The 13,702-nt window shown below is 38.4% G+C and carries 13 protein-coding genes and 1 tRNA gene; 7 read left to right on the top strand and 7 right to left on the bottom strand.

Translation table 11 applies throughout. From position 1 onward, the window contains the following. The first annotated feature begins 28 nt into the window (after window positions 1-28). Genes EZ444_RS22085 through EZ444_RS22095 form a run of 3 tightly spaced genes read left to right on the top strand, consistent with a single transcriptional unit; the run spans window position 29 to window position 4,376 of the window. Window positions 29-2,674, top strand: coding sequence for a TonB-dependent receptor (locus EZ444_RS22085; protein WP_131611430.1), 2,646 nt, complete (start codon window positions 29-31; stop codon window positions 2,672-2,674). Window positions 2,675-2,677: 3 nt separating this feature from the next. Continuing rightward, window positions 2,678-3,475: a DUF4249 family protein gene (locus EZ444_RS22090; protein ID WP_131611432.1), complete on the top strand. Its 798-nt coding sequence runs from the start codon at window positions 2,678-2,680 to the stop codon at window positions 3,473-3,475. Between the two features lie 10 nt (window positions 3,476-3,485). After that, a complete protein-coding gene (locus EZ444_RS22095; protein WP_131611434.1) occupies window positions 3,486-4,376 on the top strand; it encodes a sterol desaturase family protein in 891 nt (296 codons plus the stop codon). On the opposite strand, the gene EZ444_RS22100 is transcribed toward EZ444_RS22095, so the two are convergent. The 6 genes from EZ444_RS22100 to EZ444_RS22125 form a co-directional block, all read right to left on the bottom strand. Further along, window positions 4,373-5,386 (bottom strand): zinc-binding dehydrogenase, encoded by a 1,014-nt coding sequence (locus EZ444_RS22100; protein ID WP_131611436.1) that lies wholly within the window; start codon window positions 5,384-5,386, stop codon window positions 4,373-4,375. The genes EZ444_RS22095 and EZ444_RS22100 overlap by 4 nt on opposite strands. 18 nt (window positions 5,387-5,404) lie before the next feature. Next, window positions 5,405-6,301 (bottom strand): pirin family protein, encoded by an 897-nt coding sequence (locus EZ444_RS22105; RefSeq protein WP_131611438.1) that lies wholly within the window; start codon window positions 6,299-6,301, stop codon window positions 5,405-5,407. A gap of 42 nt (window positions 6,302-6,343) precedes the next feature. Beyond that, window positions 6,344-7,702, bottom strand: coding sequence for a hypothetical protein (locus EZ444_RS22110; protein WP_131611440.1), 1,359 nt, complete (start codon window positions 7,700-7,702; stop codon window positions 6,344-6,346). Continuing rightward, complete coding sequence (locus EZ444_RS22115; protein ID WP_131611442.1) at window positions 7,683-9,536, bottom strand: hypothetical protein; 1,854 nt, start codon at window positions 9,534-9,536, stop codon at window positions 7,683-7,685. Before EZ444_RS22115 ends, EZ444_RS22110 begins: the two co-directional genes overlap by 20 nt. 25 nt (window positions 9,537-9,561) lie before the next feature. Further along, entirely contained in the window at window positions 9,562-10,236 is a 675-nt protein-coding gene (locus tag EZ444_RS22120; RefSeq protein ID WP_225874810.1) for a hypothetical protein, read from the bottom strand. Window positions 10,237-10,307: 71 nt separating this feature from the next. Next, the gene (locus EZ444_RS22125) at window positions 10,308-11,204 is read right to left on the bottom strand and encodes a DUF3078 domain-containing protein (RefSeq protein WP_131611446.1); all 897 of its coding nucleotides are present in this window, start codon (window positions 11,202-11,204) and stop codon (window positions 10,308-10,310) included. 337 nt (window positions 11,205-11,541) lie between these two features. Between EZ444_RS22125 and EZ444_RS27910 the strand changes: the two genes are divergently transcribed. Together EZ444_RS27910 and EZ444_RS22130 are read left to right on the top strand one after the other, a co-directional pair. Then, window positions 11,542-11,886, top strand: coding sequence for a lycopene cyclase domain-containing protein (locus EZ444_RS27910; RefSeq protein ID WP_225874811.1), 345 nt, complete (start codon window positions 11,542-11,544; stop codon window positions 11,884-11,886). After that, on the top strand, window positions 11,879-12,118 hold the full coding sequence (locus tag EZ444_RS22130) for a cytochrome b5 domain-containing protein (RefSeq protein ID WP_131611448.1): 240 nt from the start codon (window positions 11,879-11,881) through the stop codon (window positions 12,116-12,118). Before EZ444_RS27910 ends, EZ444_RS22130 begins: the two co-directional genes overlap by 8 nt. 59 nt (window positions 12,119-12,177) lie before the next feature. Here the strand turns inward: EZ444_RS22130 and EZ444_RS22135 are convergent, their stop codons facing one another. Then, the gene (locus EZ444_RS22135) at window positions 12,178-13,098 is read right to left on the bottom strand and encodes a PfkB family carbohydrate kinase (protein ID WP_131611450.1); all 921 of its coding nucleotides are present in this window, start codon (window positions 13,096-13,098) and stop codon (window positions 12,178-12,180) included. Window positions 13,099-13,239: 141 nt separating this feature from the next. On the opposite strand from EZ444_RS22135, the gene EZ444_RS22140 reads away from it, so the two are divergent. Continuing rightward, window positions 13,240-13,316 (top strand) — tRNA-Asn (locus EZ444_RS22140). Between the two features lie 157 nt (window positions 13,317-13,473). Continuing rightward, the coding region (locus tag EZ444_RS27470; RefSeq protein ID WP_455430282.1) for an ISAon1 family transposase N-terminal region protein at window positions 13,474-13,702 on the top strand (229 nt) is incomplete at its 3' end.

Here is a 13,702-nt window from a genome sequence, read left to right on the forward strand (position 1 = left end):
CCATAATCTTTAAACACACAAAATCTATATGAAACGAAATGGACAAGTCAGATTTCTGACATGCATTGCCATAGTATTGCTGCTATTATTGATCGTACAAACCCATGCATGGGCACAAGACCCGCTTGCAAAACGCATTACAATTACCCTTAAAAACGAGCCCTTAAAAACAGCGTTGGATAAGATCACCAACATAAGCGGGATTAAATTCACGTACAATGAACAGGTGGCCAGCAGCACTGTAAAACTTCGCGTAAGTGCTAAAGACAGCCCTCTTTCCACAGTGCTAAATGATGCATTTACCGGACAGCCACTACAGTTTAGCCCTCTAGGCGCAGAAATATTTATACGTTTTGACCCCGCTAAAGAAAAAAAGCCGGAGGCCGAACCGGCGGCGAATCCGGCGGCAAGTCAAGGAAAAAGAACTTTAAGTGGTACTATTAAATATGCCAGTACAGGCGAAACGATTATAGCTGCAACCTTGCGTGTAGCAGGAACCAACTATGCGACTTCAAGCAATGAATATGGTTTTTATTCTATTACCTTACCTGTGGGTACTTATAGCATCAGTGTAAATGCTGTTGGAACAAAAAGCTATAAGACTACAATAGACTTAAACAAAAACACCAGTTTAAACATTGCGCTGCATGATGATTTAAATGAGCTTGAAACCGTAACCATTACCGGAAACAATGATCGAAGGCGCGTAGACAATCCTCAAATGGGAATGGAACGACTAAGCATCAGCGAGACTAAAAACGTACCAGTGTTACTTGGAGAACGTGATTTGATAAAAACATTGCAGCTTTTGCCAGGTGTTAAAACTTCGGGCGAAGGCAGCGGTGGCTTCTTTGTACGTGGTGGCAGCGCCGATCAGAATATGATCCTTTTAGACGAAGCGCCAGTATACAACGCTTCACACCTACTTGGCTTTTTCTCCACCTTTAATTCCGATGCCATAAAAAACGTAACGCTTTATAAGAGCGGGATGCCCGCGCAATACGGCGGTGGCTTATCCTCAGTCTTGGATGTTAAAATGAACGACGGAAATAATCAGAAGTTCGGCGTAAGTGGTGGTGTAGGACTTATCGCCGCAAGAATCAACGTAGAAGGACCCATACAAAAAGAAAAATCTTCTTTCTTGATTTCGGCACGCAGAACTTATGCCGACTTGTTTCTGAAGCTTTCCAGCGATTCAAATGTCAAAAATTCAGAGCTGTATTTCTATGATGTCAATCTAAAAGCCAATTACATCTTAGGCAATAAAGACAGGTTATTTATATCCGGCTATTTTGGCAAAGATGTATTAGGAGCAGACAATGTAGCGGGTATAAATTGGGGCAATGCCACTGCTACCCTACGCTGGAACCACGTTTTTAGCAGCAAACTATTTTCAAATACCTCAGCTATATTCAGCAATTACAATTATAAAATCAAATCTATTGATGATGAAAGCTCATTAAGCCTTTTCTCACAAATTAGAGACTGGAATTTTAAGCAAGATATGCAGTGGTACGCCAATGATAAAAACACACTTAGCTTTGGCCTAAATTCAATATACCATACCATTAAACCAGGCGAAGTTCAGGCAACCGGAAATTCAGGTCTATTATCACAAGAACTTCAAAACCGATATTCACTTGAGAATGCCGTTTACGCCAGCAACACCTGGAAGGCCAGTAACACTTTAAGCTTCACCTATGGATTACGCGTTTCTGCCTTCAGTATCCTTGGCAAAGGTGACTACTATACGTTTGACCCGGAAGGTAATGTAACTGGAACCACCAGCTATGAAAGCGGCGAAATTGTTAAAACATACGTAAACCTTGAACCAAGAATAGCTGCAGCTATACAGCTAAACAACTCTACTTCCATAAAAGCATCTTATGTTAGAAATGCACAAAACCTGCATTTAATTTCCAACTCAAATTCATCTTCTCCTACAGACAGATGGGTGGCCAGCACCAATGTCATTAAACCAGAATTGAGCGATCAGGTATCACTTGGTTATTATAAAAACCTGGGTAATGACAATTATGAGCTAACCGTTGAAACCTATTACAAAACGCTGCAAAACCAGATCGACTATAGAAACGGGGCTAATATCTACACCAATCAACCTATCGAAACCCAATTGCTTTATGGAAAAGGAAGGGCTTATGGTGCAGAGTTTCTATTGAAAAAGAAAAATGGAAAACTAACCGGCTGGATTGCTTATACCATCTCTAAAACAGAAAGAAAAATTGATGGCATCAACAGCAATAATTGGTACAATGCCCGTCAAGATCGGACGCATGACATTTCATTGGTAACTATGTATCAACTGAGTAAAAAATGGTCCTTATCTGCAAACTGGGTATTCTCCACCGGAAATGCAGTTACCTTTCCAAATGGCAAATACAAATTGCTTGGACATAGCTACTTCTACTTTTCAGATCGCAATGCCGACCGGATGCCAAGCTATCACCGCCTGGATTTGGGCGCAACACGACTACTAAAACAAACCAAAAAATACTCTTCTGAACTTAGTTTTAGCCTTTACAATGCTTATGGCAGAGAAAATGCATATCGCATTACTTTCAGAGACAAAGAAACAGATCCAAACAGAACGGAAGCAGTCAGAACAACCCTATTTAGATTCGTTCCTTCAATTTCGTATAATTTTAAATTCTAGAATATGAAAACAATACTTCGCTTTATACTTTTATTAATGGTATCCGTTCAATGGTCTTGCGAAAAGGCTATAGACTTAAAATTCAAAAACAACGAACTTAAATATGTAATCGAGGGCATCATTACGAACGAGCCCGGCACCTGTAAAGTATACATCAGTGAGACCAAAGCGTTTGGCGATGACAACGTTTTTAATGGAATTAGTGGCGCTAGTGTTAAAATTGAAACCAAAGGCAATACAATTGTGTTAACAGAAGCAGGAAAGGGTATTTACGAGACTGCAGCAATTAATGGCACACCTGGCGAAACCTATAACTTAACGGTTAATATTAACGGCGAGTTATTTAAAGCCAGCAGCACCATGCCACAAGTGGTTCCTTTTATGGATTTCACCCTTAAACCAAAAGATTTCGATACAACTAGAGTTACGCCTATGGTAAAATTCAAAGATCCTTTGGAAACTAAAAACTACTACTGGTTTCAACAGCTTGTTAACGACAAGATCCAGAAACACTATGAGGTAATGAATGATGAGTTCACCCCCGGACAAGAGGTTAACGATTATCTTGTTTTTGAAAACGACACAAAAAACAAGGCCTTAAACTTTAAAAAGGGAGATAAGCTAACCGCAATAATGCATTGTGTTGATCCAGCTGTATATACTTATCTATTTAGCTTGTTTGGTGCAAATGGATCAGACAATGGCGCAGCACCAAGCAATCCTTTAACCAATATAAGTGGTGGTGCACTTGGCTTTTTTAGTGCGCATACCGTACAAGAAAAAACATTAATCATACCATAATGCAATAAAGATGACTGAGCTAGATCGAAATATAACCGTAGTTACTTTATTCGGCTTTGTTACTTTACTCAGTTTAATTGAAATGTATTTTAGTTACGCTCATGATAGTAAACGCTATCATGGGCGTGATACCTTAACCAATGTGTACCTCATGTTTGCGGCGTTTATTGTCAATCTAGCTACAAAGGCAGGTACATTTATGCTATTGGACTATGTATACCGACATCATCGGTTATTCCAAATCACCAACGTCTACCTTTACTGGATTGTATTAATCCTTGTTCAGGATTTCCTGTATTGGGTTTTACATTATACAGGCCACTATGTAAGGTTCTTTTGGGCCATGCATGTTACGCATCATTCATCTCAATATTTTAACCTAACCACAGGTTTTAGATCTACCGTTTTTGAGCCTTTGTACCGGGCATTTTTCTATCTTCCTTTGGCGTTAATGGGCTTTAATGCGCTCGACATCCTGTTTGCTTACCTCGTTACCCAAATTTATGGCAACCTGGTGCATACCCAAACCATTGGTAAGCTTCATCCCCTATTTGAGTACATTTTCGTAAGCCCATCCCACCACCGTGTGCATCATGCGAGTAACATACGCTACCTGGATAAAAACATGGGCATGATCCTCATCATCTGGGATCGCCTTTTTGGCACCTTTCAAAAAGAGCTTGATGAAGAAAAAATAGTTTATGGATTAACCAAGCAGCCTGAAGATACCGGTGCAATAAACATCATTTTCCACGAATTTAGCGCTTTAATGGCTGATGTAAAAAAAGCGCCAAGACTCCTGGATAAGATCAGGTATTTCCTTTATCCTCCCGGATGGAGTCATGACGGCAGTACGCACACAGCAAGAGTACAACAACGCCAATTGCTAAAGCAAGGCTAAACCTTATTCGCCATCACAATTTTACCGAACTGAGCACCTGAAGCTAAATATTCAGCAGCTTCCTGTGCATGGGCTAGTGATGGGAAAACTTTATCAATCACTGGTTTAATATTGTGTTTTTCCGAATAAGACAGCATATCGGCAAACTCTTGATTACTACCAAGTGTGGTTCCCAAGATAGACAGGTTTTTCCAGTAAATATGTGCCGGAACTATACTTTCGATAGGCCCATCCGTACCACCCCAAAACACCAATCTACCTCCTGGCTTTAATACTTCTATCAGTTTGGCAAATCCTTTACCCGAAGCACTGTCTAAAACTACATCAAAACCATTTGTCAGTGCATTTGCCTGTGCGGCCCAATCTTCTGCCTTATAATTAAAACCGGCCTTTGCGCCCATTTCAATTGCTCTTTCCAACTTGCGTTCCGTGCCCGAAGTCACATACACCTCAGCACCCGCAGCAAGTGCATACTGTAGGGCCAATAAGGCCGTACCGGCCCCTATCCCTGTTATCAGTACCTTCTCCCCCGCCTTCACTCTTCCTTTGGTAAATACGGCCCGATAAGTCGTAAGGCCTGCCAATGGCAAAGCAGCAGCTTCCTCATCGGTTAAATACAAAGGTTTAGGTCTGATGTATTTCTGATCAACCGCTATATATTCAGCAAAGGTCCCCTGATCAGGGCAACCCATTATTTTAAAATCTGGCCCAAACGCATCAGGGTTATCACCCCAATTGCGCCCGGGGTTAATCACGACTTCTCTCCCCATCCACATTGGATCAGCATTCTCAGCAACTTTTACCACTTTACCATAACCATCAGATCCAATGGCCAATCCGCCCTCAGGCAACGGAGCCACAGCATAAATCCCTTTTTGTACTCTGATGTCTCGTTGATTAAAAGAAGAAAACTCAAGCTTAATTAAAACTTCCTGACCAGTAGGAACTGGTGTTGATACTTCTTTTACAATATATGGTTGGTTATTCCCTTCTAGATATGCTGCTTTCATTTTTTAAAAGTACAAATATTACAAACGTGGTTTTACATTTTTACTTTGCAAAGGCAGCGGCACAAATTCCGTTTCGCCTGGCACCGGTGGAAACGATTGCTCCAACCACATGGCTTTCGCTTTCTCAATCGTTTCTTCCGAAGAGGCTACGAAGTTCCAATAAATGATTCTAGATTCGGCAAAAGGTTCACCTCCAAAAATATAGATCGTTGAGTTTTCCTGCATATCAAACTCACAAAGCTTACTGTCTTTCGCCACCAAAATTTGTTTAGGCCCAAAGGTATTGCCCTCGCTCTCTATGGCTCCCTCCAAAATGTATAAAGCACTTTCGCCAAACAGCTCCATACCTATTTTAAGAGTTTGCCTACTCGTACTTTTCACTTCTATAAAATAAAGCGGACTATAAACTGGCACCTCAGATTTCCTTCCAAAAGCCTCACCAGCAATCAGCTTAAAATGAACACCACCCTCGATCCACTCCGGAAGCCCTTTCTCTTCCACATGAAAGAACTCCGGCTCCATCCCCTCTAACTCCTTAGGTAAAGCAACCCAGATCTGCAGGCCATGCATCATTTTATCAGAATTACGAAGATATGTTGGAGTTCTTTCTGAGTGTACAATCCCCTTGCCCGCAGTCATCCAATTCACTTGCCCAGGCTTTATTTCTATTTCATTGCCGATACTGTCGCGATGCATAATGCTTCCTTCAAAAAGGTAGGTTAGCGTGGATAAACCGATATGCGGGTGTGGTGGAACATCCAAATTTTCGGTATCACTCAGACATATCGGCCCCATATGATCAATAAAAGCAAAAGGCCCAACCATACGTTTATCCTTAAAAGGCAAAAGACGGCCTACCATAAAGCTTCCTATACTTGCCGGGCGTTCTTCAATAATCAGATTGATGTTTGACATAAAAAATGATCTAAACCCTAATATACCACAAATGCCAGAATTTTAACGCAATTGTCCCAATGCATTTACATCTTTTCTTTTGAAATACAAGTCAATTTCGAAGTGATTTCTTCCAGTATCCTCATTGTTTTCAAGACGTTCATCGGCTTCAGGTTTGGCATTAACAACCAGTCTCTTCAACTGTTTGATATATCTTTCAAAAAGGGGGAATTGTCCCTGCGATTTCAATTGATCAAAATCAGCATACAGATAAAAAAAATAAGGTGTGCTTTCCGTTAATTTCGATGTAACCGCATGCTGATCAGTACTCAATACCATCTCTGCTCGGTTATGTCTAGTATAAAGGTTATACAAAGGAAACAACTCCTTATTAACACGACTATTACTAATGATGTTTGCCTTGCTCAGATAGTTCAATAATTCTGTAGCATTACCTGCAACAACACTGTTTATACCCGGCACTTTTACAATGCGGGGAGTAATGGTTTCTTCCTTCTCAAAATCATCGTTATACTCATAAGTGATTACGGTATCTGCCTGACTTACCGGCTTTCCCATTTCCACATCAAAATATCCATTATAATACTTCAATAAGCTATCAGGATATATTTCATAATCTTTAACCTTAATTGCCCTAAAGCTTTTATTCAAGGATGGCTTAGCATTCAGCCAGATTTTTACGATGGCATCTTTATCAAAAACACGGTGGCTAAAACGCTTTCCTTTCACTGCAAAATCTTTAAAATTAAAGTCGCCCTCCATATGAAGTTGTCCATCTTTAAAATCACCTACCCCAGTATATTCTTCAAAAACATAAGCTAAATGTGATTTTAATGCTTTCAGCTTTGCGATCTTTTCGTCTTTATCAGACAACAGATTTTTCTTGTTTAACAAATCTGCAATGACATCATTTACATTTTCAGCATTAAACGAATACCCTACCGCAAACGTATCCCCATTAAAGGCAATAGTAAGTCGACCGTCCGCCGATCTTCCAGTTACATACTGCCCCATCTGTTTCAACGTGGTTATACCCAGCTTTTGTTTGATAAACGACCTCAGTAATAGCGTGTCTGCTACCGGCATAGCACAAAAGTAAGTTTGGGTAGACTTGGATTTAACGGTATAAATAAAAATCTGCGCAGGTATGCTTAAGCCACTTTCAATTGAACTCCCCTTTTTACTTCGATAATAAGATAGATTGCTCAGGTAGTCCTTAGCAAGACTATAGTATAGCTGATCTGCATCAACCTTAACTATAAATTCCGCATCTGCATGTATAGTGTCCTTATAGGCATAATATTTCCTTAGCGACAGATAACCATAAACAGTCAGCAGTAGCAAAACTACCGCTGACAGAATTGTTGCTATAAGCTTAAACCTATTTCTTTGCGTCTTCAATAATTGATAAAAGATATTTTAAAGCATTTGGTTGATTAGCGGGAATATCCATACTCATTTGTCCGGACAACACATTCCCTTTTGCTGGGTTCGAATTCAGATAAATATCGCCCAATGAATTTAACACACGGTTAGTCTTTTCTAGCTTCTCAGCACCACCCAATTCTTCAGAAGGGATCTTTCCAGAAAGCTTTTTAGCACTAAAATATGCCGCATAATTGCTATTCAATAACATTTTCTTCTGCTTGGCAGAAATCTTTGCGACAGACCTGTTCGAAGCAATGTCATCCATTTCCATTTTATTGGTACCTAAGAAAACAATATTGTCTTTGATAGTAAAGTAAAGTGCCAAAGGACTTTTAGGGATGCTCAATTCATAATATCCTGATCCTCTTTTCACCAGCTCTTTTTTCACACCATAAGCAATCAATTTATCCATCAATCGTGTATCTTCAGAAGAGAACATCATTAAAAAATCTGGCAAAGTCTCCTTTTTAGTCTTCATCACTTCTTTACTCTCAAAGTTCTCCTCGTTGTACTCATACGACTTATAGCTTACTTCCTTTTGTGAAAGACCATTAAAAACAAACAGTGCATCGCCTTTAAATACCTTTCCGATTGCTTCTTCATCCAATAAAAGAGAGAATAGATCGGCAGCCATACCTATTTCATCAGCATATACGGAGCCATAAATTTTCGACATCAACCTCGGGTATTCTTCAAGATATGCTTTAGTATCGACGGCATAGCCCAAATAGCCAATCATACGATCTTCATTCACGTACTTCAAAAAGCGCTTGTTTAGTTTTCTTTTGTGTACCCTTTTAAAAACAGCGGCAATGTCATCACTAAAAGTCATGCTACTGGTAATACGAATGGATTTGTCTTCGAGGTAAAGCTTTACGTTTCCACTCCCATAGCCACTTAAAAAACTAAAGCCTTTTAAATAACTTGTAGGCACATAAGTATCGAAAAGCTTATCCACACCCGAAACCCAGATAGTAGCTTCAGCCTTAGCATCTACATTTTTTACAAAATCGATATTGTTTAATATGGATGTTTTATTGGTACCAGCAAAAAAATCATCCATCATGCGCTGTGTCCAACTCGCAACAATTGATTTCTTTTGGTCTTCATTTTTAAAAAAAGGATCAGGTGAATATGCTTCTGCAGTATCAACCACAACTGAGTCTGCCGGACCTATTTCCACAGTTGCCGGCTCCGAATAATCAACAGCGATAGTGTCAGCTGCTAAACTATCAACTGCGGCTGCTGCACTATCAATTGCGACAGTATCAGCTATTGGATATGGGTTAGTTAATCCAAAACGTTCCATCACTTCAGGCTTCGAAAAGTATTCTTTTTTACCTCTGGCTATTACAAACAGAAACATTTCGCCATTCCAGCGCGCTACTTCGGTTGAATCGCTATTATAATAATACCTCACATTACCTTTTAAACTAATCTTTTGATCAGCTTGTGCATACAGCTTCTCTACTTGAGCTGCATCTTTAACAGGAGCCAGGAAACAATTATAAGTTACACTATCGTTGCTCTGGTTATAATAATAAAATGGGGAAGCAAGGTTAAAACCAAGATCCATAAATGTAGTAAAAGGCTTACCTGATTTTTTAGCGTGTTTTGCCAATAATTCTTTTCCAAGAAACGAATTGTTAAATTCAGTTAAAGACATTAAGTCCATTAAGTTTTTACCTTGGATGGTTGCTACGGCAAGCGCATTAGCAGGGATTTTATGCACAAGATCCTGTGCATTAGATGTAAACGTAAGACTGATTAAAAGTAATGCTGTTAAGCATCTGTAAAAAGAATTCATAGTTAGGGTAAATTAAATAGAAACGTTATTTTGCTATTGTGATGCGGTTAGATATATCGGTTTTTCCGTTTATTAAGCCGAGAACACCGGTATTAAACATAACCGCTTTTTTTGATTTTGATATTTTTGCCAAAGGATTTGTACATAATACTACGGGCTGTTCAAACCTATAAATACTTACATAAGTAGCATCTTTAAATACTTTTTTAACTTCAGGCTTTAACTTATTATACTCTGCCACAGCTTCTTTGGTATGCTGATAACTGCGTTGAAAAACCTGGCTTTTAGGATTGTAGGTATAAGAAGAGTTGTTGAGCCCTTTGATCTTTAATTTTTTGAGCACATTTTGATTTACATGATCAATATTCGTAATATCTTTAAATGCAAAAGATACACTCACAATATAATTTTCAAAATCTACTTTCTTTTGAACATTGCTTATTCCGGGGGATTTCTTTAAATAAGCCACAACCTCATCCAATTCTTTTTGAATCGTTTGTTTTGAGGGCACTTTATATCCCTGGACGCTATCCATCAGCATAACCGAGGCTACTTTTGTCTTGCTGGCACTAAGGTTTAGCGTCAGATTAACCGTGCCGGAACCTGCAGAAGTGAGATTAATTTCTTCAATAATCTGAAAACAGGAAGAAAAACAGAGTAAAATGAAAACGGAAAGCAGGTATTTATACTTCAAAAGCATTATTTGATGTTTTTATAGGTAGAAGCAAAGATATCATTTTACCCTATACAAAATAAACACCTGCCTTGCTCTTAGAATTTATAGGTTAAACCTGCGCCGAAGATCTGTTTTACCTGCAAGTCTTTATGCCAATCCTCTTTAACGCCGTTTACTATTTTCGTAATCCTAGTATTGTCATCATAAATCATTTGCACGCCGGCATTAACGGTTACAAATTTATTTACCTTCATAAACAGGTTGGCAGTATAATCAGTATAAATATTTTGTGGCTTATCCAGATAGTTGGAATATAGTTTTAGTATATTCTCAAAACTAATGTTTTCCATCAGATTCACTTTATAGTAAGCATCCAATGATGCACCAAACTCAAAACGGATATTCTTTCCAGGATCAACACCAAAAGCAGGTGCTGTTGCATTCAGATCATCATCAAATACCATTACGATCCTTGAAGCTACAGGCGAAAAATTGACCCTAAAATTATCCGATCTTTTATAGGCGATCCCGGGTCCAAACGTTAGATAAGCTGGAGCGAAAGCATTGGATATTTTGGTTCTTGTATCACCGTCATAAGTATAACCTTTCGTAAACTGCGTTTGAAAATTTGCATAAAAAGTGTATAACCAATATTGAGCAGCTTTATAACCAAGTAAACTATTTAAGATAACCCTATCATCATTTTTACGCATTCCAATACCATCCTGTTTACTAAGCCCATAACCTACAATCGCTTTATTATCCCAACTCCACTTGTCCTTTTTGTAATTGAAATCATAATTAAGAACCAGGTTGACGGCAATGGAATTTACACCACCCGCCGACCAGTTAGAGAAAGAGCTCTGGTTGACCAGAAATGTATTCTCACCATGAATAGTCCAGTTTTTAGTGGTATCAATTTTTGGTACATCCTGACTGTAACCGAATAAACAAAAAGTCACAAGGAAAAGTGATAGTAGCGCTTTTTTCATACTGCTGAGATTAGATAGTTGTTAAACGATGTCAAAATCATACTTTTGAGATTGAATTTATCATTAATACATGAATAATAGTTATACGAAAACAATTTTATTATCAATTTGTTTAACAGCCCTCCTATTTTCCTTATTTGCAATGCTGTTCAGCGCATTGGGCATCCTATCTTTTAATGCCAACCTTTTAACCGGAGTAGTTATAGCTGGCTTGCCTATTCAAATTATCCTTCTTTCCTTTGTTATTCCTGCCTTTGGATTACTCACCTACCGTTTTTTAAACACCAGGTTTCCAAACAATAATCTCGAAAAGTTTAGTCTCTCAGTTAGCAACTTAATGCTGGGTATATGTATTGCCTTTTTGTTTTTTGGCTACCTAAAATTATACACTGCAACTACCTTTATTGTTGTCTTAGCACTGTTACTTTACATAGAATATAAAAATAAACTGAGATTTATGTACCGCTTTTACAGAACCTATTTGGTTTTGTTAATTCCGTTTTATCTAGGCTGTATGGTCATTAAAAAACAATCCCTTCTTATATTTAATGAAAATGCATCCTTAAAATTACACCTCGCTTACCTACCAATCGAGGCTTATTTCTACTTTCTGGGAATGCTTTTGATGGCAGTGTACTTATTTGAGCTTTTTAAAAGCAAAATGGTCAAAGTTGATGGATAATTTACAGCTGTACACCAAACAACAGCTGGCTCTGCGCAATGGGCAAGACAAGCCACAAATATGGGTGGCTTACAAAGGTTTGATCTACGACGTTACAGAAAGTCGGCTGTGGCGCAATGGCAAACATTACGAACATTGGGCCGGACAGGATTTAACTGAAGAATTATCTGATGCCCCCCATACGGAAACCGTATTTGAAAAATTTACTGTGATCGGTAAACTAAATGTATAAAAAATGGCTATTCATTATCTGAATAGCCATTTTAGAAAAGATCTATGATCAGATTCTTATTATGCTTCGATCGTAAAAGAGCTTAAGCTTACAAATTCCTGAACACGTGCAGCAACTTCTTCATCCGTAAGGTTCACAATTTTCTCAATTCCAAACTTCTCTACACAGAAAGAAGCCAAAGCTGAACCGAAAATAATTGCATTCTTCATGTTATTGAAGTTAACTGTACCTACTTTAGCCATATAACCAATAAAACCACCGGCGAAAGTATCACCTGCACCTGTCGGATCAAAAACTTCTGCTAATGGAAGTGCTGGAGCCGAGAAGATTTTATCTTCATGGAACAACAAAGCACCGTGTTCACCTTTTTTAATGATCAAATACTTTGGTCCCATCGTCAGGATTTTCTTGGCAGCTTTCACTAAAGAATATTCTCCAGATAACTGACGCGCTTCGGCATCATTAATAGTCAATACATCTACCATTTTAATCGTTTCCAACAAATCTGCCATCATAATGTCCATCCAGAAGTTCATTGTATCCAAAACAATCAGCTTAGGCTTATTTTCAAGACGATTGATTACTGTTTGTTGTACAATTGGAGTTAGATTACCAAGCATCAAAAACTCACAGTCCTGATAGCTCTCCGGAATAATCGGATCAAAATCAGCCAATACATTTAGTTCAGTAACTAAAGTATCTCTACTGTTCATGTCATTGTGGTATTTACCCGACCAAAAGAATGATTTCTCACCTTCTTTGATCTGCAATCCTTCAGTATCAATCCCATGTTCAGTAAAGGTATCGATGTCCTTTTTTTCAAAGTCATCACCCACAACTCCTACAATTTTAACTTTATTATAGAAGTAAGAAGCAGCTAAACTAGCGTATGTTGCAGCTCCACCTACTATTTTATCCGTTTTTCCGAAGGGAGTTTCTATAGCATCGAAGGCTACAGTTCCTATGATTATCAGGCTCATATAAATTAATTGAATATTATTTTAAAATTTTTCACTGCAAATATTGCATAAATAAATTAAAACCCCTAATATTGCATTCCCAAAACGAACAAACGTTTAGCCTCTTTAAGAGATCGAAAACGTCGTTTTGGCAACCAGCACTCCTTCTTAGCTCAGCTGGTTAGAGCATCTGACTGTTAATCAGAGGGTCGCTGGTTCGAGCCCAGCAGAGGGAGCCAAATACAAAGCCTTTCAGTGAAAACTGAGAGGCTTTTTTGGTTTTATTTCAAATTTATTTTGACCTCAAAATCCTGTTTATTTGAAAAGGATCAATCCCAAAAGTTGTGGAGCAATCGATAAAATTATAGATTTGTATTTCTATACCGTTTTATATTTATGCCATCAGCTACTGCATCCTTGCTCAGATTATTTCTGCCAGATTTTATACTAGAGAATTTTGAATTCAAAGGGGTTATTGAGGATAGTGAAACCTTCCATATCGAACTCGAAGAATTGAATAATCCCCCCTCAGAATGGGATGGGATCAAAGTTTTGTCCAAAGGCTTTTTCCCTCAGATTGTAATTCAAGACTTTCCTATCCGTGGTCATAAAGTGTTTTTTCATA

This window comes from Pedobacter hiemivivus, assembly GCF_004331685.1.
Classification (GTDB): domain Bacteria; phylum Bacteroidota; class Bacteroidia; order Sphingobacteriales; family Sphingobacteriaceae; genus Pedobacter; species Pedobacter hiemivivus.

Excerpts from the sequence above, each read along its gene's own strand:
- EZ444_RS22085 (WP_131611430.1), top strand. The coding sequence starts at position 29 with ATGAAACGAAATGGACAAGTCAGATTTCTGACATGCATTGCCATAGTA.
- EZ444_RS22090 (WP_131611432.1), top strand. The coding sequence starts at position 2,678 with ATGAAAACAATACTTCGCTTTATACTTTTATTAATGGTATCCGTTCAA.
- EZ444_RS22095 (WP_131611434.1), top strand. The coding sequence starts at position 3,486 with ATGACTGAGCTAGATCGAAATATAACCGTAGTTACTTTATTCGGCTTT.
- EZ444_RS22100 (WP_131611436.1), bottom strand. The coding sequence starts at position 5,386 with ATGAAAGCAGCATATCTAGAAGGGAATAACCAACCATATATTGTAAAA.
- EZ444_RS22105 (WP_131611438.1), bottom strand. The coding sequence starts at position 6,301 with ATGTCAAACATCAATCTGATTATTGAAGAACGCCCGGCAAGTATAGGA.
- EZ444_RS22115 (WP_131611442.1), bottom strand. The coding sequence starts at position 9,536 with ATGAATTCTTTTTACAGATGCTTAACAGCATTACTTTTAATCAGTCTT.
- EZ444_RS22120 (WP_225874810.1), bottom strand. The coding sequence starts at position 10,236 with ATGCTTTTGAAGTATAAATACCTGCTTTCCGTTTTCATTTTACTCTGT.
- EZ444_RS22125 (WP_131611446.1), bottom strand. The coding sequence starts at position 11,204 with ATGAAAAAAGCGCTACTATCACTTTTCCTTGTGACTTTTTGTTTATTC.
- EZ444_RS27910 (WP_225874811.1), top strand. The coding sequence starts at position 11,542 with ATGCTGGGTATATGTATTGCCTTTTTGTTTTTTGGCTACCTAAAATTA.
- EZ444_RS22130 (WP_131611448.1), top strand. The coding sequence starts at position 11,879 with ATGGATAATTTACAGCTGTACACCAAACAACAGCTGGCTCTGCGCAAT.
- EZ444_RS22135 (WP_131611450.1), bottom strand. The coding sequence starts at position 13,098 with ATGAGCCTGATAATCATAGGAACTGTAGCCTTCGATGCTATAGAAACT.